Raw genomic sequence first — 21,334 nt, forward strand, 5'->3', positions numbered from 1 at the left:
TAATGAGAGGATCAAGCATGCACTTTGCCAAACGTTTAGCCGCTGTTGTTTTGACCTTAGGCCTTAGTGCAGGCTTAGTCGGGTGTGGCTTTCATTTAAAAGGAAGCAACCCGACTGCAACTCCGCTTGTTTATAAAAAATTAAGCCTTGAGTTACCAGCAAAAACTGATGACTTGGAAACGCAGTTAAAAGTATATTTAGCTGCAAATGGTGTTCAACTCAGCAATGATAACGATGCTTACGTACTCCGTGTTTTAGAGTACAGTCCACGTCGTCAGCTTTTAAACGGTAAATTAACGGAAGTATTATTACGTTTAACTGTAACCTTCCAGATTGAAGACCGTCAGGGTAATAAAATTACAGAACCACGTTCGTTAACTGCATCTCGTAGTTATCAATATGATCTTGCAACGGTTAACACCGAAAATCAGCAAGAATCTTATTTACAACGTATTGTGATTGATGACATTGCACAGCAAATTACTCGTCAGATTTCAGCAAACCGTTTACCAAAAGCTCAGCCTTAATCTATATTTTTACCAGCAATGAAAATTGACTATTTACAAGCCTTAAAACGCATTCCGGAAGCACGGGGTGCGTGGATTTTACACGGCCAAGAACCTTTGCTGGAACAAAATTTATTAGATGCTTTTCGTAAAAGTTGGCAACAACAAGAAGTTGAAAGACAGCGTTATGATATTAGTAGCGTGAGCGACTGGAAAAATGTTTTTAATGCACTTAACAGCTTATCTTTATTTTCTCAGCAGCTTGCAATTGAAGTACATGGCAATATAAAACCTGATGCAAATGGATTAAAACAACTTAAAAGTTATATCCAGCATAATGAAACTAACCTACTTTTAATTGTTTTACCTAAGCAAGATAGTAGTAGTTTAAAGTCTGCTTTTTTCCAAGTTGTTGAAGCAAATGGTGTTGTCGTTGCCCTAACCGCAAACTATCCGCAAGACCGCCAAAGAATTTTATCTGTTGAAGCAGAGAAACTTGAAATTCAACTCGACAATGACGCTTGGCAATGGCTCATGCAACATCACGAGCACAATTTGCTTGCAGCTAAAAATAGCTTGATGCGTGTAAGAGACACTTTTCCAGACCAACAACTGATTCAAATTGAACAGTTATATGCTTGTCTACAAGATCAATCTCGTTACACCACTTACGATTTAAGCGATGCCTTATTAGAAGGTAACCTCGCTCAATCCATTAAAATTTTTCAATATTTAATTGCTGCTGGCGAACCAGAAAGTCTGATTTTATGGACGTTAAGTAAAGAAATGCGTTTATTGATGCAATTATTTGAGCAGCCCCATAATGCCTTACAACTTGGCATCTGGAAAACCAAAGTCAGTTTATATCAACAAGCGTTAAGAAGATTAAATCCTCAACAATTTTTAGGCTGGTCTACCCTTCTATTACAAATTGATGCGGCAATTAAAGGTATGTCGAACGAAAATGCCCAACATTTAATGCAGCAAGCGATTGCTGAATTATGTGGAAAAACATTATTTATACAGTAATTCGGCCGAATCATTTTTTTCATTCTTGAATTATCATAAAAATTCACGTTTTATCCTCATTTCGCTTTTATACTCAATTAAATTTTAAACTTTTCGACCTCTCACCATGCCAAAAATAAAGCCAATCAAACTCGTAATTATCATCGTCTGTATAGCAATTATTGCTGTATTAGCTTGGAAATTTTTAAAACCTAAACAGCAACAGCCTCAATATATTACTGCTGAGGTGACGCGTGGGGATATTGAGAATAATGTCCTTGCGACAGGTACACTTGATGCAACCAAACTCATTAGCGTAGGTGCACAGGTATCTGGTCAGGTTAAAAAGATGTATGTACAGTTGGGTGATCAGGTTAAGCAAGGTCAACTTATTGCACAAATTGACTCAACAACCCAAGAAAACAGTCTAAAAACCTCTGATGCAAACATTAAAAATTTAGAAGCACAGCGTCTTCAACAAGTTGCATCTTTAAATGAGAAACAACTTGAATACCGCCGTCAGCAACAAATGTATGCGCAAGATGCAACGCCGCGTGCAGATTTAGAATCGGCTGAGGCAAGCTATAAAACAGCTCAGGCGCAAATTAAAGCATTAGATGCACAAATCGAATCTGCCAAAGTGACAAAATCTACGGCTCAAACTAATATTGGTTATACACGTATTGTTGCTCCAACTGATGGAACGGTAGTCGCGATTGTGACCGAAGAAGGCCAAACCGTAAATGCAAACCAAAGTGCACCGACCATCGTTAAAATTGCAAAACTACAAAACATGACGATTAAGGCACAAGTCAGTGAAGCTGACATTATGAAAGTTGAAAAAGGACAACAGGTCTACTTTACAACTTTAGGTGATGAAACCAAGCGTTACGCAACTTTGCGCCAGATTGAGCCTGCTCCTGACTCAATTTCGAGCGAATCAACAAGTAATACAAGTTCAACGACCAGTTCGGCTGTCTACTATAATGCTTTATTCGATGTGCCAAATACCGATGGTAAATTGCGTATTGATATGACTGCACAAGTTTATATCGTATTAAACTCAGCTAAAAATGCTTTATTGGTTCCATCTTCTGCTTTAAGTAGTAAACAATTTTCTGGTCAAAGAAAATCAGGTCAGTCATCTGAGAAAGCAAGTTCTACCCCAAGTACAGAACGCAAACATCAAGGTGATGGTGCTCGTTTAGAACGCTTAAATTTAACTGCTGAACAAAAACAACTGGTTGAACAAGGTAAAGCAACGCTAAGCGTAGTACGTATTTTACAAGCAGATGGTACAACCAAACCGACTCAAATTTTGGTGGGTATTAATAACCGTGTAAATGCGCAAGTTCTTGCTGGATTAAAACAAGGTGACCAAGTTGTAATTGCAGATAGTTCAGATACTTCTGCTGCGTCTGCAAATAGTGGTAATAACCGTCGCCGTGGCCCAATGGGAATGTAAGCATGACAAAACAAGCTTTGCTTGAAGTCAGCAATCTGGTCCGGGAATTCCCTGCTGGCGAAAGCACGATACAAATTTTAAAAGGCATTGACCTAACTATCTATGAAGGTGAACTGGTTGCCATTGTTGGCCAGTCTGGTTCTGGTAAATCGACCCTCATGAATATTTTGGGTTGTTTGGACCGACCTACGAGTGGTAGTTATAAGGTTAATGGGCAAGAAACGGGGAAACTTGAGCCTGATCAGCTCGCTCGACTACGCCGTGAATATTTTGGTTTTATTTTCCAGCGCTACCATTTACTTGGTGACTTATCTGCTGAAGGTAACGTTGAAGTTCCCGCTGTTTATGCAGGGGTTACCCCTTCTGAACGTAAACAACGCGCCACAGCTCTACTGACCGAATTAGGTTTAGGTACTAAAACACTCAATAGGCCAAGCCAACTTTCTGGTGGTCAGCAGCAACGTGTGTCTATTGCCCGTGCACTCATGAATGGCGGTGACGTTATTCTGGCAGATGAACCGACAGGAGCACTCGACTCTCATAGTGGTGTTGAGGTGATGCGTATTTTGCGTGAACTCAATGCCGCAGGTCACACTATTATTTTAGTCACTCATGATATGCAAGTTGCAAAAAATGCGACTCGTATTATCGAGATTAGTGACGGAGAAATTATTAGTGACCGTCCTAACGCTCCAGATCAAGCAGCCGAACCGATCAAATCTGATCCTGATGCCGCTCCTGCTTTACAAGGTAAACAGAAGAAAGGCAAAAGTATTTCTCCATGGCGTTCTACTTTAGACCGTTTATCAGAAGCCTTTCAAATGGCTTTACTGTCTATGAATGCCCATCGCATGCGTACTTTTTTAACCATGCTTGGGATCATTATTGGTATTGCGTCTGTTGTTACGGTGGTCGCTTTAGGTAAAGGCTCTCAACAGCAAATTTTAAGCAATATTAGTAGTCTCGGAACAAATACAATTACGGTATTTCAGGGCCGTGGTTTTGGTGACAACTCAAAAACTGCAAGTTTTAAGACTTTGGTTCCTGCCGATGCTGATGCGTTAATGACTCAGCCTTATGTCAGTGCGGTCAGTCCAATGGTTAGTACATCCAAAACTATGCGTTACCAACAAAATGAAGCAAATGCGACCATTAATGGTGTGAGTAACGATTATTTCGATGTAAAAGGTTTGGTCTTTAAAGATGGGCAAACTTTTGACCAACGTAGTGTTCGTGATCGCTCACAAGATGTAGTCATTGATACTAATACTCAAAAACAATTTTTTAGTGACGGTACCAACCCAATCGGTCAAGTGGTACTGCTCGGTAGTGTACCTGCTCGTATTATTGGTGTTGTAGAACCGCAGACAAGTGGCATGGGTTCAGATGACACTCTAAATGTCTATATGCCTTATACAACCGTAATGAGCCGTATGTTGGGTCAGTCGAATGTACGTAATATCGTGGTTCGCATTAATGACAAATATTCAACTGCTGCCGCAGAAAATGCCATCGTTAACTTATTAACCCAGCGCCATGGTGCACAAGATATTTTCACCATGAACAGTGACAGTATCCGTCAAACCATTGAAAAAACCACCAGTACAATGACACTTCTGGTTTCAGCAATTGCCGTAATTTCATTGGTTGTTGGTGGTATCGGAGTCATGAATATTATGTTGGTTTCGGTGACCGAACGTACTCAGGAAATTGGTGTACGTATGGCCGTAGGTGCTCGTCAAAGTGATATTTTGCAGCAATTCCTGATTGAAGCAATTTTGGTGTGTTTAATTGGTGGTGTGCTTGGCGTCTTACTATCGCTTGGCCTTGGGCAACTTATTAATAAATTTGCTGGCGGTAACTTTAGCGTGGCTTATTCAAGCACTTCTATTATTGCAGCATTTGTCTGTTCAACACTGATTGGTGTCGTATTCGGTTTCTTGCCTGCCAAGAACGCCGCGAAACTTGACCCTGTTGCCGCACTATCTCGAGAATAAGGAAAATTGCATGTCTTTCTCTATGGCTAAACTCAGCACAGCACTTCTTCTCACAGGTTCTCTTGTAGGATGTGCAGCTGTAGTAAAAACACCTTATGAAGCGCCTGCGGTACAAGTTCCGGGTAGCTTTCAATATGACACAGCAAAAGCAAAAAACATGTCTGCCGATCAATACTCTGATCGTTGGTGGACCCTTTTTAACGATGCGCAGCTCAATCAGCTTGTAAGCAATGTATTAGAACGTAACAGTGATTTAGCAGTTGCAGGTATTGCCTTAAAGCAAGCTCGTTTACAAGCTGATCTAACTGCAAACAAGCAAGGCTTACGCACCAGCTCTAGTGTTTCTACAGGACATTCTTTCGATTTAAATTCGGGAGATGACAGCGCTAAAGGTCTTTCAATGAGCGCTGGAGTAAGCTATGAGCTTGATTTATTTGGCAAGCTTGCACGCCAAACCGAAGCAAGTAAATGGGAAGCTTTAGCAACCGAACAAGACTTACAAGCTACTGGACAAAGCTTAATTGCAACCACTGCCAAACTCTATTGGCAACTGGGTTATTTAAATGAGCGTTATACAACTGCTCAGCAAAGCCTAGCAACGTCTCAAAAGCTTTATGACTTAGTACAGATTCAATATAAAGCTGGTGCCGTTTCAGGTGTAGATCTGACTCAAGCAGAACAATCAGTGCAAAGCCAAAAAGCAAGCTTAAGTCAGATTGAACAACAACTGGTTGAAACACGCACAGCCATCGCAGTACTATTGCATGAACCATTGCAACAACTCAACATTCAAGAGCCAAAACGTTTACCACGCACCGCTCTACCTGCAATTGGGGCTGGTTTACCCGCCGAAATTTTATCGCGCCGTCCTGATTTGCAAGCAAGTGAGCTACGCTTAAGAAAAGCATTAGCAACTAAAGATGCAACCAAAGCAAGCTACTACCCTTCGATTAGCTTAACCAGTAGTTTGGGCTCAAGCAGCACATCGTTAACGGAGTTATTACGTAACCCTGCTCTAACTTTAGGTGCAAGTTTAAGCTTACCGTTTTTGCAATATAACGATATGAAAAAAGATATCGCGATTAGCAATCTGGATTATGAGAAAGCGATTATTCAATATCGTCAAACGCTTTATCAGGCTTTTGCTGATGTAGAAAATGCTTTATCGAGTCGTACAGAACTCGACAAGCAAGTAGCGTTACAAGAACGTAATGTTGAACTTGCAGAAAAAACCGAACGTTTAACTGAAGTTCGTTACCGTTATGGTGCTGTCGCATTAAAAACACTTCTTGATGCACAGCAAACCACTCGTACTGCACGCTTAAGCCTCGTTGAAACGAAGCAAAGCCAATACAATGCTTATGTCACCCTCATGCAAGCTCTAGGTGGTTCACCTGTAAAAGGACTGCCGCAATAACTTGTACCAATTAAAAAAGCCGTAGTCCTTCAACTACGGCTTTTTTATGGCTGAATAAATTTTAAAACTTATTCATCATCCATCATAGATTGGCTCATACCTACAGTATTGAAACCAGCATCTACATATAGAATTTCGCCAGTAATACCTGAAGCCCAAGGTGAGCATAGGAACAACGCTGCGTTACCTACTTCTTCAATGGTTACATTACGCTTTAATGGCGCAACTTTTTCATTGGCATCTAACATTTTACGGAAAGATTTAATACCAGATGCAGCCAAAGTACGGATTGGACCCGCAGAAATCGCGTTTACACGTATACCATCAACACCTAAGCTTGATGCTAAATAGCGAACACCAGCTTCTAAAGAAGCTTTTGCCATACCCATAACATTATAGTTAGGCATAACGCGCTCAGAACCTTGGTAAGTCAAAGTCAATAAACAACCTTGGCGAGCTTGTAATAAAGGTTTTGCAGCACGAGCCATTGCAATAAAGCTGTATGCACTGATGTCATGAGCAACTTTAAAACCTTCACGGTCAGTCACGTCAGTGAAGTCACCGTCAAGTGTATGTGCAGGTGCAAAGCCAATTGAGTGCACAACACCGTCTACACCGTCCCAATGTTTTGCAAGTTCTGCAAATGCATTATCAATTTCAGCATCAACAGCAACATCACATGGAAACACAAGCTTAGAACCGAATTGCTCAGCAAATTCATCCACACGTTTTTTTAATTTTTCGTTTGGATAAGTAAACGCAAGCTCTGCACCTTCACGGTGTAATGCTTGGGCAATACCAAAAGCAATTGATAATTTACTAGCAACGCCTGCAATCAAAAAGCGCTTACCTGCTAAAAGTCCTTGTGTCATGCCGATCTCACTCAAAACAATTTCAAGCATAATGCCAATATTCGGCGGTTTTCGAAATTGCATAATGCATCTTTTTTCAAAAATCGCACGAAAAAAAATCGCTCCTGATGAGGAGCGACCTTTAGATGAATTCAAACTTAGTCGTCAGACAATAAGCCAAGTAAGCGTAAGAAAGAAATATACATCCACACTAAAGTTGCAAGTAATGCGATACCACACAACCATTCCATGAATTTTGGCGCACGATATGCTGCATTAGTTTCAATTAAATCAAAATCTAAAATCAGGTTAAGTGAAGCGATTACCGCAACAAATGCAGCAAAACCAATGCCTAACCAGTTGCTTTCAAAAATATAAGGAACGCTTGAACCAAATGCTAAACGCATAACCATCTGCACAATAAATACAATAAAGATTGCCAAAGATGCAGAGATTACAACTGACTTGAACTTTTCAGTTGCGCGGATAATTTGGAACTTATATAGACCAAACATCACCAAAGTCGTAACGAAAGTCGCTAATAAAGCCTGAAGAGGAACACCTGGATATTTCAACTGGAAAGTAAAAGAAATACCACCTAAAAAAGCCCCTTCAAATAAGGCATACGGAATTGCCAATGTTGGCGCTGTCGTTGGTTTAAACGTTGTAATTAAAGCTAAAACCAAACCACCAATTGCACCTACAATTGAAGCCGCGTAAGCAATACCAACATTTGCAGTAAAGGCTGCATAGAAAAATAAAGCGACACCCACCGCAGCTGCAATGACCGTCAACATAACAGATTTTTGAATCGCACCTTGCACAGTCATCGGTTGACTATAGTCACTGACCGTTTCAACACGTGTCAGTATCGGGTTATTACTTTGCATAAATGCTCTCTTTTTATAATAAAAAATTTCAAACATCATTTTAAGCAAAATGAATATGAAAGCCAAATCAGGCGATCGGCATTATTGTAACAAGGTCCTTTAAGTAATAAAAAAGGAGGCAATAGCCTCCCTTTAATATCACTCGAGTAAGGTTATTAATCTTTACCGTCAGTGTTCATGATAAAGAAATATTCACGGTAATATTTCAACTCGGAAATCGAGTCACGAATATCATCCATTGCCAAATGCGATGCATTCTTTTTCAGACCGCTCATGATTTCAGGGCGCCAGCGTTTTGAAAGTTCTTTTACCGTAGATACATCAAGATTACGATAGTGGAAATACTGCTCTAGTTCAGGCATGAGACGGTGTAAGAAACGGCGGTCCTGACAGATTGAGTTACCGCACATTGGTGAAACTTTTGGATTAACCCATTTTTTTAGGAATTCTAAAGTTTGTAACTCAGCATCACGAGCTGTTAATTTACTGCGTCGAACTCGTTCAATCAGTCCAGACTGCCCATGTTGACGAGTGTTCCATTCATCCATTGCATTTAAAATACGATCAGGTTGATGAATAGCCAAAACTGGACCTTCGGCAAGTACATTTAAATGATCATCTGTAATAATTGTTGCGATTTCAATAATTTGGTCATTATCGGTATCTAATCCGGTCATTTCCAGATCAATCCAAATTAATCGTGTATTTAAAGTACTGCTCATGAATGTACGTTCTAAAATGCCGTAAAAACATCAATAGTAGCAAATTTCTTGCTTCCGCGCTGTAATTCTATAGCTGCTTCATGCTATTTTTGCGGTCTTCAAACAATGGTTTTTTTGGGATATGAATGGCTTTAATTCGTAAGCGTCGTTTAACTGAACAACAGCAACGTCGTATTGAAAAACAGCATAAAACTCGCCAAGAAGAGATCGATACTTCACAGGATCTAGACGGACTCGTTGTACAACACTACGGTCGTCAACTTGAAGTACAAGCCCTCTCTGTACCTGAGCATCACCCAGAAAAACCACAAGTTGCCGAAGGAGAACCAGAACCATTCTGGAAACCGATCGAACTCAATAGTGTTTGGCGCTGTCATACTCGAACTAACCTTGAGTTATTGGTCACTGGCGATCGTGTTAAATGGCAAGCTGACCCAAATACGGGTTTAGGCATTATTACAGCCATTCACCCACGCACCTCTTTACTCACTCGTCCTGACCGCTATCACAAAGTTAAACCAGTGGCCGCAAACATCAGTTTGATTGTGATTGTATTTTCACCACTGCCTGAACCAGCTCCAACACTAATCGATCGATATTTAGTGGCTTGTGCAGACGCTAATATTCCTGCTCTTTTGGTCCTCAATAAATCTGATTTACTCACTGAAAATGACCCAATTCTCACCCTATTAGAAGAATATAAAACTTTGGGTTATGAGGTGATGATTTGTCAGTCCAAGAAGGGAGATATCTCTGCTTTATCTGAACGTTTAGATGGTGAAACCGTAGCATTTGTAGGGCAATCAGGCGTAGGAAAAAGTTCTTTAATTAACGTGCTCATTCCAGATGCAGAGCAAAAAACCAATGTTATTTCTGAAAACTCTGCACTTGGACAACACACAACAACCTCTACGCGCTTAATCAACTTCGGTAAAAATGGTGCCTTAATTGATTCTCCGGGAATTCGTGAGTTTGGGCTTTGGCATCTCGATTTAGAGAAAATTCGTATGGGCTTTCCAGATATTGCAGCGCATCTGGGTTCTTGCCAATTCCGTAATTGCACGCACACTCATGAAAAGAATTGTGGGTTAAAACATGCTGTCGAAGCTGGTGAAATTTTACCGCGACGTCTAGATAGCTTTTTGCGTTTAATCGACGAGATTCAAGAAGCACAGCAAAAAAACTGATTTTCTGCCCTATTTGCCCTTGAAGTGGTGATTTTGATCACCATCTATATACGCTATACTCTAGGTCAATTTTGTTTTTAATTTTTTTAGGTGACTTGTGGAACGCTGGTTAGAGTTTATGGGGAATCACCCCATTTTGTTTGGTACGCTCGGAGTCTTGATCGTGTTGTTCTTCATTTTTGAAGGTCAACGTAACGGTCGTAAAATTTCTCCACAGTCGCTTGGTATTTTAGTGAAAGCGAAAAATGCGCTTTTAATTGACTTACGCGATAGCAAAGATTTTCGCGAAGGTCATATTAGCGGCAGTCGCAATATTCCGTATAGCCAAATTGCAAGTCATGCTGAAGAATTAAAAGCAAGTGACCGTCCATTGGTATTTATTTGCAACTTGGGGCAAGTTGCTGGAAGTGCTTTGCAAAAAGTTGCTCACCACGATAGCTATCGTCTTGATGGCGGTATCAGTAACTGGAAAGCACAAGGCTTACCTCTTGTTAAAAGCAAACCAAAAGCTTAAGGAGAATTATCATGGCTGCAAACGTCATTGTTTACTCAACTTCTGTATGCCCGTATTGCGTTCGTGCTAAACAGTTACTTGAGCGTAAAGGTGTTGCTTATAAAGAAGTAAATCTTTCTGTTGAAGCACCCGAAGTACGTGTTGAATTAATGCAACGCACAAATCATCGTACTGTCCCACAAATTTTCATTAACGATCAGTTTATCGGTGGTTTTGACCAACTTTATGCTTTAGAGCGTGAAGGTAAACTCGACGAATTATTGGCTTAACATCGCATCCATATTAAGGAAAAAACAATGAACGAAGAACAACAAGTTCAACCACAATTAGCTTTAGAGCGTATTTATACAAAAGATATTTCTTTTGAGGTTCCTGGGGCGCAGGTTTTCACTAAACAATGGCAACCTGAACTTAATATCAATCTTTCTTCTGCTGCAGAAAAGATTGACCCGACTCACTTTGAAGTTTCTTTAAAAGTTGTGGTACAAGCTGATAACGACAACGAAACAGCGTTCATTGTAGATGTAACTCAATCAGGTATTTTCTTGATCGATAATATTGAAGAAGAACGTTTACCTTATATTTTAGGCGCATATTGCCCAAATATTTTGTTCCCGTTCTTGCGTGAAGCTGTAAATGATTTAGTCACTAAAGGTAGCTTCCCACAGTTACTTCTTACTCCAATCAACTTTGATGCAGAGTTTGAAGCGAACATGCAACGTGCTCAAGCTGCTGCTGTTGAAGGCCAAGCTTAATTTTTAGCTTTTCCTTTTAGTAAAAAAACCGCGTAATACGCGGTTTTTTTATGTACGCTATTTCACTTATTAACAATCAAGTGAATGAAGCTGAATAGATGGAAACTGGAAACCTCGGCAAGATAACTCTGAACGCCACGCCACGGTTAACATCATATTACCAACAATAAAATTCTGATAAGCAAATGTACCATTCAATGGATGAGAACAGATTCCCCCTTGGTCTGTAGGGTGCGCTTGAGTATTTAATGTATTTAAATCTAAACGTATGCCTAGTCCTGATGCTTTTAGAACCGCTTCTTTAGTGGTCCAGACTTTGAACCAATATTCTCTATCTTGTTCCAAACTTAGCCACGTTGCATATTCATCGGGATGAAAAGCATGTTTTGCTAATGCATCTAAGCGTACATTTCGATCAAGTTCCTCAACATCTACACCAATATCTTTAACCTGTGCACTTATGGCTAAAGCGTAGAATTGCTGGCTATGTGAATGATTAAAATGCAAATTATGATTTAACAAATAAGGTTTACCATGTTCATGCTTGGCAAACTCCAATTCCGTTGAATTGAGTTGTAGTTTCTCTGCGATCAGTCTATTTCTGACACTCTGTATTTGTTGTTTTTTATAATAATTAAATGTACGGAAGTCGGGGAAATCTTGTTTCGATTTTAAAAGAAGCTGAGATAATGCCTGTGTGTAGACTTCAATTTTACGCTTAGACATTATCTCGACCTTACTTTAAATGATTAGAATTTAACTACATCGCCTTTTAACGCAACACCCGCCATCATGGCACCTTTATAACAATCGTAAGTTGTGGTACTTGTGGTTTCATTGGCTTTAAAATAGCTCACAATATTGGTCACGGCGTTTGCCCCTTGTGCTTTAGCATTGTTTTGCATTTGGATTAGTGCTGAACGTAAAACCCAGTCACAAGACGTTGCTGCCGACTTACCAAAACCATTGGTCTTTTTATTGGTTACCGCATCTTTTTGAATAACTTTACCGCCAGACTTTGTACCTTTTAAATAAAACTTTACCGAACCATCCAGTGTCCCATCTGCAACAGCACGGTCTACAGCTTCTTTAAAATTTAACTGATGTACTTCATCTCCAGCCTGAACAGTGGCAGTAAAACCCGCACTTAGCATTGCTACAAATAAAAGTTTTTTATTTAACATTGTTGTGTTCCTTATTGTTTAACACGTTTAAAAATAAGCGAAGTATTAATTCCGCCAAAAGCAAAGTTATTGCTCATAATAATGTCAGCATCCAAATTTCTCGGCTGCTGAACGATATAATCCAGTTCACCACATAGTGGGTCGATTTCATCTAGATTTAAAGTTGGAATAAAACGGCCACGATTCATCATTTCGATGCTTAGCCAAGCTTCAATAGCTCCACACGCCCCCAGCGTATGTCCAAAATAACTCTTTAAAGAGCTGATTGGTTTATAGCCTAAAACTTTTGCAGTAGCTTGACTCTCCGCTACATCTCCCTGATCTGTTGAAGTCCCATGAGCATTTACATAGGCAATGTCTTTAGCTTCTACAGAGGCATCTTTAAGCGCTAATTCCATACAGCGCCCCATCATTTCTGACTCAGGACGAGTGACGTGTTGGCCATCGGTATTGCTACCATAGCCAATCACCTCTGCATAAATATGAGCACCGCGGGCTTTGGCATGCTCATATTCTTCTAAAATTAAACAGCCTGCGCCTTCACCAATCACCAATCCATCTCGTTTAGCATCAAATGGACGCGGTGTTTTTTCTGGTTGGTCATTCATTCCACTGGTCGCGAACAATACATCAAAAACCGCTGCTCCTGCCGCACTGAGTTCCTCTGCACCACCCGCAATCATGACCTGTTGTTTGCCATATTTAATAGCTTCATAGGCTTGCCCAATCGCCATAGAACCAGAGGTACAGGCACTTGAGGTAGGTAAAGTTAAGCCTTTAAGACCAAAATATACGGTCATGTTCACGGCGCTGGTGTGGGCCATCATACGAATATAAGTAGTTGCGTTGATCTTACTCATGCTCTGATGAAGCAACATGCTAGCAAACTCACCCACGGCATCTACGCTACCCGCTGATGAACCAAAGGCAACACCCGCTTCGCCACTAGATAAAATTTCATGTCCAAGCAAACCAGCATTTTGTAAAGCAGTTTCGGCACAAACCACAGACATGAGAGCAACACGGCCCATCCCACGGGTGACTTTACGGTTAAAATGTTTTGGAATATGAAAAGATTCTACAGGTCCAGCAAGCTTGGTCCGAAGGTCAACATATTGCTCCCACTCGGGCATGTAACGAATACCGCTTTTAGCAGCTTCAAATCGCGCAAAGATGTCATCAGCAGTTTCACCTAAAGAGGTAATTCCTGCCATTCCTGTCACAACCACACGCTTCATCAGATGAGTCCTCCATTTACAGAGATCACCTGTCGGGTTACATAAGAGGCTTCATCTGAACACAAGAATTTCACTACGCTCGCCACTTCATCGACCTGTCCCATACGTTGCAATGGAATCATTTTAAGTGCATGTTCTTTAACTTCATCTGTCACCATTTCGGTCTCAATGAGCCCAGGTGCAACACAGTTCACTGTAATTTTTCGCTTCGCCAATTCAAGTGCCAAAGCTTTGGTCGCACCAATCAAACCTGCTTTTGCAGCACTGTAGTTGACCTGACCGCGGTTCCCCATAATTCCAGACACAGAAGATAAAGTGACAATACGGCCACCTTTGCGTAAGTGAATCATTGGCATGATAAGTGGCTTTAAAACATTATAAAAACCATCTAAAGACGTCGAAATCACTTCATCCCAATCTTGATCGGTGAGTGCAGGGAAAGCACCATCATGGGTAAGACCTGCATTCAATACAACGCCATAGAAAGCGCCATGCTGCTCTACATCTTGTTCTAAAATTTGTTGAACCGCCTGGCGTTCAGTTACATCAAACATTAAATAATGGCTATTTTGTCCTAAGGCTTGAATCTCTTGGACAACTTGCTCAGCCTCTGCCTGACGCGAACGTGCATGTACAGTCACATCAAAACCAGCCTTTGCGAGTTGTAATGCAATCGCCTTCCCAATTCCTCGACTTGAACCCGTTACTAAAATTCGTCTTGTCACAATGTATTCCTAATTCTTTGTGGTTATTCAAATGGTGTTTCTGTAGGTTCAAATACACTTAACATTGCCTGAATGCGGTGTTCAGCATATTGAATTTCACAGGAAAATTGCCCAAGTCCTTCATGAAAATATTGTTGCTCTATTTGAATGATCAATCGTGAACCCAAAGCGAAATAAGGAATGGGTAAATGTAATTTACGCGTTCCCAATAAAAAACCGACTTTTGGCGCTTGTTTTGACTGCTTACCTTGCCAGCCTGAATAAGCACTAATCGTTTGTGCCATAATTTCAATGCTTGCCCATGTCGGCAAACCTTCTGCTTCACAAAACATCAGCTCTGGCGTAATCGTGAGTTCTGCTTCCGCCCGCCCTTCTGCAACCTCAGTTAAATGGTCGATAAATACCATCGGTTGCTCATGAGGAATATATTGAATTGCATCCAGTTTCATTAGGGCTTCACTCCAAAAACAAGACTAATATTACTTCCCCCAAAAGCGAAAGAATTACTCATGACATAGCGAATGGATTGTTTTAGTTCAGTATTTTGCACATAGTTTTGGTCAGCCAAATCTGGATCAATCTCAACATTTTGATGTAAAGGCAACCAACTTTGATCTTTTAGAATCTGTTCACAAATAAAAGCCTCTATGGCACCCGCTGCTCCTAGACAATGTCCAGTTTTATGTTTTGTACTACTTAAAGCCACTGGGTAATCACCAAAAACTTGCCTTACAGCCTTAATTTCCATTGCATCATTTTGTGGAGTTGCTGTTCCGTGCAAGTTGATATAACCCACCTCTTGAGCGGAAATATGTGCCATATCTAATGCACGTTGCATAGCTAAAGCTGCACCTTTGCCTTCAGGATGGGGAGCCGAAATATGCCATGCATCCATAGATTCACCCGCCCCCATTAACATGACAGGCGCTTGTTCTTTACTTAGTACAAAAAACGCAGCAGCTTCACCAATATTAATACCATCACGGTTTACACCGCAGGGTTGGCAAATATGTTCAGATAAACTTTCTAAACTATTAAATCCATTTAGGGTCAACTTGCACAAAGTGTCGACGCCACCCACCAGCACAACATCTGCTAAATCTGCGTGAAGTAATCGCTGCCCTGCGGCTAATGCTTTAGCGCTAGAAGAACAAGCAGTTGAAATCGTGTAGGCAGGTCCTTCCCATCCCAAGTACTGCTGTAATGCTTTCGCTAAACAGCTCATTTCTTGGGGATAATGAGATATCGATAGATCTGTTTGCCCTTGAAAATATTGCTTAAGTAATAATTCATTATCTGCAATACCAGAAGTCGATGTGCCCACTACAATGGCCAAACGTTTATTTTCAAAGGTTGCTGTATAAGCTTTTAACTCTGTTTCAATTTTAGATAATGCGGTTAATGCAAAACGTAGATTACGTGAATCTACAGACTGTAAAGTATCAGGTACGCTCGAACATAATGGATGCGTATATTGCCCCACCCAAACATCACGATCAGCGATTAAATCATTACGCAAACTCAAGGTTTGCTCGGGCTGGTGTAATGCTTGTTTGATTTGATTAAGTTCGCAGCCTAATGCAGATAAACCAACACTAAATTGTATGCCTACTGCCATTGGAGCTGCATTTTCTGAAGGTAGATGTTTCATGGCGTAGAACTTTCTTCTGTCTGCAAGGTGTTCTCAATCGAACTCAGCGTCATGGTATAAGGGACTTGTTCATTAATCAATTCAATGCTTCCTTGCCCTTGTTTAAGCTGCAACACAGGCTGCTTTTCAATATAAACAACCTGCTTGTCTGCTTGTTGTTTCATCTCTACAGCTTGCTGTCCTAAATGTGAAAACTGAGGATATGTCGCAAACAAAAGGTCACGCACCACAAACTCAAAAGGCAATAAACGCATTTGATCAATACGCTGTTCAACATGAACCCGATGCCCATCAAACTGTAACTTAAATAATTGCTGGCCTGTCAGGCTTAAAGCAACCATATCCAGCACAGCACCCTTTTGCTGTTGATATAACAAGAAGCTAAAGCTTTGCTGCTTCCACTGAACTTCAACCTGATCTTGCCGTTGATAAGTCTGAGTTTGCCATAGAGGACTTTGCAGTCCTTTAGCATGTGGCATGACCTGACAACCATTTAAAAATAAAAAGCTACTGAGTAATATCGTTGCCCATTTGCGTTGCATGGTTATCCCTCAAGTACCTGTTCTTGCACCAAGCCTTCACGACAATATTCTGCCAAAGTAGTAAGTCTACGTTTGGCATTTTTATGAATCGGATTTTTTTCATCCCACGCATAACCAGCTAATAATGAAGAAATCATACGGCGAATGCCTTCATTCTGATTTTGCGAGAACACCACATCTTGGAACTCGCCTTCGTACCATGACTCTACATAGGCACGAAATACCTGAATACCACGGCGTAATGGTTTTTCATATTCTTCTAACCAGTCGACTTGCTTACCTTGTAAAACTCGTTCAACCAAAGGAACTGCCAAACTTGAAGATTTAAGAGCAATCGTCACACCTGATGAAAAGACTGGATCAAGAAACTCACCCGCATTACCTAATAGCGCATAGTTTTGGCCTGCCAAGTGTTTTACATTCGCTGAGTAGCCCACCAAGGTACGCACTGGTGTATCAAACTTAGCTTGACGTAGTACATTTGACAAGCTTGTTTCATCAGCCAAAATACGCTTAAACATTGCCTCAGGTTCGTTATCTTCAATATTTTCGACCGTGTATTTGTCAAAAAAATCTTGTTCTGCAACGATACCAAAAGAAGCCCGTCCATCTGCAAATGGAATCAGCCAATACCATGCACGATGATCTTTTTCATGAACGGTAATTAAAATTTTATTACGGTCAAACTCTGGGTCATCTGTAATACCATCTTCAATATGGGTAAACAGTGCACGTCGTACTGGAAAATTTGATGGGCTCTCTAAATCTAATAACTTTGGCAAAATTCGCCCAAAGCCACTCGCATCTAACAAGAATTTAGTTTGAATCTGATAACGCTGTTGTTCTTCATCTAACACGGTAAGTAAAGGTTGCTCAGATGCGACATTGACATCTAAAACCTCATGTCCAAAGCGTATGTCTGCGCCATAAACTTGAGCCTGCTTTGCTAGCAAATTGTCAAAATCTGCACGGCGAACTTGCCAAGTTGTGCCCGGACCATCGGTAAATTTTTCAGTAAAGTCGTAGAAGCTACGCTGTTTGCCGCGTAAAAAAGCTGCTCCATTTTTAAATTGAAAAGCATATTGCTCAACATGCTCACGGACTGTTTCTAATAAACCAGCCTCTTCTAAAAATGCCATAGATTGCGGTAACAATGATTCACCAATCGAAAAACGAGGGAAATACTGTTTTTCAATGACCGTAACGGTATAGCCCTTTTTTCGAAGAAGTGCAGCAGCAGAACTACCTGATGGCCCAGCCCCAATAATCACGACATCAATTTTTTCTATAGTGCTCATAGCACAACTTCCTTTTTAATTTATTCAAATTATGAATGGTCTTGTAAATTCACGATATGTTTTTCATCTGCGGGGGTTAACAAAGTCGCATAGATAAATGAGAAAATAACCCCGAATAAAACCGTTAAACCAAAACAATGAATTGCATAAGTATGGCTAAATGAAAGTAATCCAAAGCCAAGTAAAGTCGACATCATACATAAAAATAATGCCATTCCAACTACTTGCGGGTGATCATGTCCATGTCGGTAGAAAATTGCATAGTCAACGCCAATCCCAATAATCAGGAAAGTCGCCATAATACTAAACAGGTTAATCTCGACACCTAACCATGCCTGAACAGCAAAAGTGCTTAGTAAAGCCAAACTGACTGGCAGAACCAAGGGCACAATCGAACATAGTCCATAAATAAGTGCTAAACCAATCGCCAGACCAATTAAGGCATAAATCAGAAGATGTTGAGCCTGCACTCGATGTTCGGCAAACATTTGTGACATTGCAGTAATCGGTTGCTGAAAATATATGTGCTCATTCTGAAGCTGCTTTAACACGTCAGGCTGTTTTACCCCTGTCACCATCACTAATCGTTCATTAGATTGAGGCTGTAGAAAAGCTAAAGGATGATCTTTAAATACCGAAAAATCTAATAGTGGTTGTGTCGCTAGTTGCTGTTGCCAATGTAAAACATCATTAACATTTAGCCCCATACTTTGTGCATATTGCTGCAAAGTCGCTTTTGGAATATTTCTTAATAATTGTAGATTATTTTGCTGCTCTGCCAATGGTGGAATCCATTGACCCAAAGCTTGAAATGCATTGATTTTCCCTTGTGATTGTAACTGTTGCAAGTGTCCAATCAGTTGCTGCTCTTGTTGCTGCATTTCATTTGCAGATGCTGCACGTACCACAAAATAATCACTGCTTTGTTGCTGACCAAATTGCTCACGAACCGCTTGGTCCTGCTGTTTTAAGCTCGCGTCCATACCTTGTAAGTTACGAATATCATCGTTACTTTTAAGATAGAAAAGACTCGCCGTACCTATTGCTAAAATAACTGCAATCAAGCCATAACGAACTTTGGTTCGTTGCTGAAACCATAAGCGTGCTTGTCCAATCCACGACAGTGCTTTTATTGCTGGCTGGGCATTGAGTGCAGGTAATCTTGGTAATAATAGAACACTACTGATCCACGCCGCAGTTAATCCCACAATTGAAAAGACTGCAATCTGCTTGAATCCAGGAAACGGAGTAAAACTCAAAAAGATGTAAGCAACTAATGTGGTCATTAAGCCCATAAACAAACTTGGTAATAGCGGTTTTAAAATTTGAAAACCACCAAGCTTTCTATGCTGCGATTGCATCGCCATAAAATAAAATGAAAAGTCGACACAGACACCTATCAGACTTGCACCAAACACTAATGTCATTAAGTGAATTTCACCAAACACCCAATGTGTGACCGCAAACGCCACAAAGCTTCCAGTCGAAACTGCAATAAACTCGGTCGCCAAAGGTCGCAGTGAGCGAAAGCCGAACCAAACCAGAAAAATTAAGCCCAGTGTCGAGCCAACACCAATGGTTGAGATTTCCTGTTTAGCCGATTGCGTCCCAAAATTTGAAAATAAAATAGTTCCAGTCCAATGAGATTTTAATCCCATTGCAGCTAACTTTTGCTTAGTTTGCTCAATCCAAATAGAGGTCTGTTCTTGATAATCAATATTGTATGGGCTTTGCGTCAACTGTAATACGAAAAGCCGAGAGATACCTTGCTCATGATGAATTGTGGCAAAACCCTGCTCCATTTCAATATCTTGTTGTGACGGAGTTGCCAACTGCATGGCATAACGAGGGAACAATAATAGCGGGTCTTGCTTCAGTGACTCAGCAGTGACAGGCATGCCTGGACTCATCATCTGCATCAGACTTTGTTCAGTCAGCGCAGCATAATCCTTTTTTTGCAATAAGGCTTGATCTTGAGCACTCAACAACCCTGCTCGATGTTGATACAACTGTTTTGCAAACTGGTCAAAATCTAGCTGTGGTTTGAGTGGCTGCCATAGCGCACTTTGCTTCGCTTGCGCTGTTAAGAAATGAGTCGCTTGTTGTATCGCAGCCTCATCTTTGGCATCTACCACCACAAATACTTTATTGTTGAGTTGCTCATTCATGTACTGCTGAGTACGTGCAAGTTCTGGGTCTTGCTGTACTTTAGGCAATAAAGCAAAAATATTGGTTTGAATATGAATATCTTTATTCAGCCACGTCACGCCAAGCCCCACAGCGATCAGTAGCAGAGCAATTAACCAAAGCGCGGTGAACCTATTTTGCCAGTTGGAAAATCGCATGCTCAGCAGCCGTTAGAGTCGTCGGTTGAGAAGTCTGGTGACTAAAGCGAATGGTCGTTAAATTATTCGCTTTCTCGGTAATCACGATTTGGTTGACGTACTGTTGACCTTGAGCATCAACACGCACAAATAACTTTTTAAACAAGCTACTTTTCGGAGTTAAGCTCATGTTCCAACCCGCTGGACTATAAGTCGCACTTACCACATTAAAATTCTTTGCCAAAGCCTGTTCATTACCAGACATGAGCTGTAAGAATAAAGTCGCGACCGAACTATATGGCGATTGATCAACTTGTATTTGGCTAAATGTCCGCTGAGTTTTCTGTACCAATTTGGTTGGGGTAACAATCAAATCTGCTTGTACAGGTCGTTTGATTTGCCATGCTACACCATAAGATTTTGAGAACAACAAAGAGCCGTTCGATACAAAAGTTTTATTCAACGATGGCAATTTTTTTTGCTGTTCGAAATCAGCACGAACCGTAGGAGACTGTGACAATTGCTGAAAAATTTGAGTAATTTGTGCTGGTGCTGCATAGACTACACTTAAACTGCTCATCCAAACAGCTGCACCTAAACCTAAAGTTTTGATGAATTTAGACATCACGCATTCCTCTTCGGTTGAAACTCAGACCACGCATTCAAACGATCAAACAAAACTTGAGGTGACTGAAAACACATTTCACGGGCTTCAATATTCACCGCCACCTGTGTGGTATAACCTTTGGTTAAACGTTTCCCAGATTCAGCATCAAAAATCAAATAATCAATTTTCAAACGGTTTTCCCATTCTTTTAAAATAGCCCGAACCCGAATCTTTTGTTCAAACTCAATACCGTATGCATAGCGAACATGGCTTTCAATCACAGGCCATGCATAGCCTGATTCTTTCATTTGCATATAGTTATAATGAAATTGATCGAGCAATTTACAGCGCGCAATCTCAAAGTATTTTAAATAGTGTCCATGCCAAACCACATTCATGGTATCGACATCATGAAATGGAATTTCAATGATTACATCTGCATGCATTGGCTCA

Annotated in this window: 23 protein-coding genes; 9 read left to right on the top strand and 14 right to left on the bottom strand. The window is 40.6% G+C overall.

Features of this window, described 5'->3' with window-relative positions; translation table 11 throughout:
- Nucleotides 1-17: 17 nt before the first annotated feature.
- From lptE to KTI78_RS07315, 5 genes are all read left to right on the top strand, one after another.
- Complete coding sequence (gene lptE, locus KTI78_RS07295; protein WP_016142215.1) at nucleotides 18-527, top strand: LPS assembly lipoprotein LptE; 510 nt, start codon at nucleotides 18-20, stop codon at nucleotides 525-527.
- 18 nt (nucleotides 528-545) lie between these two features.
- Nucleotides 546-1,535 carry a DNA polymerase III subunit delta gene (gene holA, locus KTI78_RS07300; protein WP_016142216.1) on the top strand — a complete coding sequence of 330 codons (990 nt, stop codon included), beginning with the start codon at nucleotides 546-548 and terminating at the stop codon, nucleotides 1,533-1,535.
- Nucleotides 1,536-1,641: 106 nt separating this feature from the next.
- Complete coding sequence (locus KTI78_RS07305) at nucleotides 1,642-2,979, top strand: MacA family efflux pump subunit (protein WP_262445661.1); 1,338 nt, start codon at nucleotides 1,642-1,644, stop codon at nucleotides 2,977-2,979.
- A 2-nt stretch (nucleotides 2,980-2,981) separates the two neighbouring features.
- Nucleotides 2,982-4,976, top strand: a complete 1,995-nt coding sequence (locus KTI78_RS07310) for a MacB family efflux pump subunit (protein ID WP_262445662.1) — start codon at nucleotides 2,982-2,984, stop codon at nucleotides 4,974-4,976.
- Nucleotides 4,977-4,998: 22 nt separating this feature from the next.
- Entirely contained in the window at nucleotides 4,999-6,393 is a 1,395-nt protein-coding gene (locus KTI78_RS07315) for an efflux transporter outer membrane subunit (RefSeq protein WP_080649732.1), read from the top strand.
- 68 nt (nucleotides 6,394-6,461) lie between these two features.
- On the opposite strand, the gene KTI78_RS07320 is transcribed toward KTI78_RS07315, so the two are convergent.
- From KTI78_RS07320 to orn, 3 genes are all read right to left on the bottom strand, one after another.
- Nucleotides 6,462-7,265: an enoyl-ACP reductase gene (locus tag KTI78_RS07320; RefSeq protein ID WP_031945551.1), complete on the bottom strand. Its 804-nt coding sequence runs from the start codon at nucleotides 7,263-7,265 to the stop codon at nucleotides 6,462-6,464.
- 137 nt (nucleotides 7,266-7,402) lie between these two features.
- Nucleotides 7,403-8,134, bottom strand: a complete 732-nt coding sequence (locus KTI78_RS07325) for a Bax inhibitor-1/YccA family protein (protein WP_004794670.1) — start codon at nucleotides 8,132-8,134, stop codon at nucleotides 7,403-7,405.
- A gap of 155 nt (nucleotides 8,135-8,289) precedes the next feature.
- Nucleotides 8,290-8,856, bottom strand: a complete 567-nt coding sequence (orn, locus tag KTI78_RS07330; protein ID WP_000099436.1) for an oligoribonuclease — start codon at nucleotides 8,854-8,856, stop codon at nucleotides 8,290-8,292.
- 125 nt (nucleotides 8,857-8,981) lie between these two features.
- On the opposite strand from orn, the gene rsgA reads away from it, so the two are divergent.
- The 4 genes from rsgA (at nucleotide 8,982) to secB (ending at nucleotide 11,312) form a co-directional block, all read left to right on the top strand.
- Complete coding sequence (rsgA, locus tag KTI78_RS07335; protein WP_016142221.1) at nucleotides 8,982-10,043, top strand: ribosome small subunit-dependent GTPase A; 1,062 nt, start codon at nucleotides 8,982-8,984, stop codon at nucleotides 10,041-10,043.
- Nucleotides 10,044-10,140: 97 nt separating this feature from the next.
- Entirely contained in the window at nucleotides 10,141-10,557 is a 417-nt protein-coding gene (locus tag KTI78_RS07340) for a rhodanese-like domain-containing protein (protein WP_016142222.1), read from the top strand.
- Nucleotides 10,558-10,568: 11 nt separating this feature from the next.
- Nucleotides 10,569-10,826 carry a glutaredoxin 3 gene (gene grxC, locus KTI78_RS07345; RefSeq protein ID WP_002114715.1) on the top strand — a complete coding sequence of 86 codons (258 nt, stop codon included), beginning with the start codon at nucleotides 10,569-10,571 and terminating at the stop codon, nucleotides 10,824-10,826.
- 27 nt (nucleotides 10,827-10,853) lie between these two features.
- Entirely contained in the window at nucleotides 10,854-11,312 is a 459-nt protein-coding gene (gene secB, locus KTI78_RS07350) for a protein-export chaperone SecB (RefSeq protein WP_262445663.1), read from the top strand.
- 69 nt (nucleotides 11,313-11,381) lie between these two features.
- Here the strand turns inward: secB and KTI78_RS07355 are convergent, their stop codons facing one another.
- The 11 genes from KTI78_RS07355 to KTI78_RS07405 are packed head-to-tail and all read right to left on the bottom strand — an operon-like array spanning nucleotide 11,382 to nucleotide 21,327.
- Nucleotides 11,382-12,038: a 4'-phosphopantetheinyl transferase family protein gene (locus tag KTI78_RS07355; protein ID WP_262445664.1), complete on the bottom strand. Its 657-nt coding sequence runs from the start codon at nucleotides 12,036-12,038 to the stop codon at nucleotides 11,382-11,384.
- A 23-nt stretch (nucleotides 12,039-12,061) separates the two neighbouring features.
- Nucleotides 12,062-12,496: a hypothetical protein gene (locus tag KTI78_RS07360; protein WP_057075728.1), complete on the bottom strand. Its 435-nt coding sequence runs from the start codon at nucleotides 12,494-12,496 to the stop codon at nucleotides 12,062-12,064.
- Nucleotides 12,497-12,507: 11 nt separating this feature from the next.
- Nucleotides 12,508-13,734: a beta-ketoacyl-ACP synthase gene (locus KTI78_RS07365; protein ID WP_016142224.1), complete on the bottom strand. Its 1,227-nt coding sequence runs from the start codon at nucleotides 13,732-13,734 to the stop codon at nucleotides 12,508-12,510.
- Nucleotides 13,734-14,459, bottom strand: coding sequence for a 3-ketoacyl-ACP reductase FabG2 (locus tag KTI78_RS07370; protein ID WP_224992288.1), 726 nt, complete (start codon nucleotides 14,457-14,459; stop codon nucleotides 13,734-13,736). Before KTI78_RS07370 ends, KTI78_RS07365 begins: the two co-directional genes overlap by 1 nt.
- A 23-nt stretch (nucleotides 14,460-14,482) precedes the next feature.
- Nucleotides 14,483-14,908 (bottom strand): 3-hydroxylacyl-ACP dehydratase, encoded by a 426-nt coding sequence (locus tag KTI78_RS07375; protein ID WP_224992289.1) that lies wholly within the window; start codon nucleotides 14,906-14,908, stop codon nucleotides 14,483-14,485.
- Nucleotides 14,908-16,110: a beta-ketoacyl-[acyl-carrier-protein] synthase family protein gene (locus tag KTI78_RS07380; RefSeq protein ID WP_262445665.1), complete on the bottom strand. Its 1,203-nt coding sequence runs from the start codon at nucleotides 16,108-16,110 to the stop codon at nucleotides 14,908-14,910. The genes KTI78_RS07375 and KTI78_RS07380 overlap by 1 nt, the downstream gene beginning before the upstream one ends.
- Nucleotides 16,107-16,652, bottom strand: a complete 546-nt coding sequence (locus KTI78_RS07385) for a DUF3261 domain-containing protein (protein ID WP_224992291.1) — start codon at nucleotides 16,650-16,652, stop codon at nucleotides 16,107-16,109. Before KTI78_RS07385 ends, KTI78_RS07380 begins: the two co-directional genes overlap by 4 nt.
- Before the next feature lie 2 nt (nucleotides 16,653-16,654).
- Complete coding sequence (locus KTI78_RS07390) at nucleotides 16,655-17,950, bottom strand: NAD(P)/FAD-dependent oxidoreductase (RefSeq protein ID WP_262445666.1); 1,296 nt, start codon at nucleotides 17,948-17,950, stop codon at nucleotides 16,655-16,657.
- Between the two features lie 29 nt (nucleotides 17,951-17,979).
- Nucleotides 17,980-20,295, bottom strand: a complete 2,316-nt coding sequence (locus KTI78_RS07395; protein WP_262445667.1) for an MMPL family transporter — start codon at nucleotides 20,293-20,295, stop codon at nucleotides 17,980-17,982.
- Nucleotides 20,270-20,899: a LolA family protein gene (locus KTI78_RS07400; RefSeq protein ID WP_262445668.1), complete on the bottom strand. Its 630-nt coding sequence runs from the start codon at nucleotides 20,897-20,899 to the stop codon at nucleotides 20,270-20,272. Before KTI78_RS07400 ends, KTI78_RS07395 begins: the two co-directional genes overlap by 26 nt.
- Nucleotides 20,899-21,327 carry an acyl-CoA thioesterase gene (locus KTI78_RS07405; protein WP_000542808.1) on the bottom strand — a complete coding sequence of 143 codons (429 nt, stop codon included), beginning with the start codon at nucleotides 21,325-21,327 and terminating at the stop codon, nucleotides 20,899-20,901. The genes KTI78_RS07400 and KTI78_RS07405 overlap by 1 nt, the downstream gene beginning before the upstream one ends.
- Between the last annotated feature and the right edge of the window lie 7 nt (nucleotides 21,328-21,334).

The sequence above is a fragment of the Acinetobacter sp. WU_MDCI_Abxe161 genome (assembly GCF_025514355.1).
GTDB classification, from domain to species: domain Bacteria; phylum Pseudomonadota; class Gammaproteobacteria; order Pseudomonadales; family Moraxellaceae; genus Acinetobacter; species Acinetobacter pittii_E.

Excerpts from the sequence above, each read along its gene's own strand:
- KTI78_RS07405 (WP_000542808.1), bottom strand. The coding sequence starts at position 21,327 with ATGCATGCAGATGTAATCATTGAAATTCCATTTCATGATGTCGATACC.
- KTI78_RS07380 (WP_262445665.1), bottom strand. The coding sequence starts at position 16,110 with ATGAAACATCTACCTTCAGAAAATGCAGCTCCAATGGCAGTAGGCATA.
- KTI78_RS07360 (WP_057075728.1), bottom strand. The coding sequence starts at position 12,496 with ATGTTAAATAAAAAACTTTTATTTGTAGCAATGCTAAGTGCGGGTTTT.
- holA (WP_016142216.1), top strand. The coding sequence starts at position 546 with ATGAAAATTGACTATTTACAAGCCTTAAAACGCATTCCGGAAGCACGG.
- grxC (WP_002114715.1), top strand. The coding sequence starts at position 10,569 with ATGGCTGCAAACGTCATTGTTTACTCAACTTCTGTATGCCCGTATTGC.
- orn (WP_000099436.1), bottom strand. The coding sequence starts at position 8,856 with ATGAGCAGTACTTTAAATACACGATTAATTTGGATTGATCTGGAAATG.
- KTI78_RS07375 (WP_224992289.1), bottom strand. The coding sequence starts at position 14,908 with ATGAAACTGGATGCAATTCAATATATTCCTCATGAGCAACCGATGGTA.
- KTI78_RS07310 (WP_262445662.1), top strand. The coding sequence starts at position 2,982 with ATGACAAAACAAGCTTTGCTTGAAGTCAGCAATCTGGTCCGGGAATTC.
- KTI78_RS07305 (WP_262445661.1), top strand. The coding sequence starts at position 1,642 with ATGCCAAAAATAAAGCCAATCAAACTCGTAATTATCATCGTCTGTATA.
- KTI78_RS07315 (WP_080649732.1), top strand. The coding sequence starts at position 4,999 with ATGGCTAAACTCAGCACAGCACTTCTTCTCACAGGTTCTCTTGTAGGA.
- KTI78_RS07385 (WP_224992291.1), bottom strand. The coding sequence starts at position 16,652 with ATGCAACGCAAATGGGCAACGATATTACTCAGTAGCTTTTTATTTTTA.
- KTI78_RS07325 (WP_004794670.1), bottom strand. The coding sequence starts at position 8,134 with ATGCAAAGTAATAACCCGATACTGACACGTGTTGAAACGGTCAGTGAC.
- KTI78_RS07355 (WP_262445664.1), bottom strand. The coding sequence starts at position 12,038 with ATGTCTAAGCGTAAAATTGAAGTCTACACACAGGCATTATCTCAGCTT.
- KTI78_RS07395 (WP_262445667.1), bottom strand. The coding sequence starts at position 20,295 with ATGCGATTTTCCAACTGGCAAAATAGGTTCACCGCGCTTTGGTTAATT.
- rsgA (WP_016142221.1), top strand. The coding sequence starts at position 8,982 with ATGGCTTTAATTCGTAAGCGTCGTTTAACTGAACAACAGCAACGTCGT.
- KTI78_RS07390 (WP_262445666.1), bottom strand. The coding sequence starts at position 17,950 with ATGAGCACTATAGAAAAAATTGATGTCGTGATTATTGGGGCTGGGCCA.
- secB (WP_262445663.1), top strand. The coding sequence starts at position 10,854 with ATGAACGAAGAACAACAAGTTCAACCACAATTAGCTTTAGAGCGTATT.
- KTI78_RS07400 (WP_262445668.1), bottom strand. The coding sequence starts at position 20,899 with ATGTCTAAATTCATCAAAACTTTAGGTTTAGGTGCAGCTGTTTGGATG.
- KTI78_RS07365 (WP_016142224.1), bottom strand. The coding sequence starts at position 13,734 with ATGAAGCGTGTGGTTGTGACAGGAATGGCAGGAATTACCTCTTTAGGT.
- KTI78_RS07320 (WP_031945551.1), bottom strand. The coding sequence starts at position 7,265 with ATGACACAAGGACTTTTAGCAGGTAAGCGCTTTTTGATTGCAGGCGTT.
- lptE (WP_016142215.1), top strand. The coding sequence starts at position 18 with ATGCACTTTGCCAAACGTTTAGCCGCTGTTGTTTTGACCTTAGGCCTT.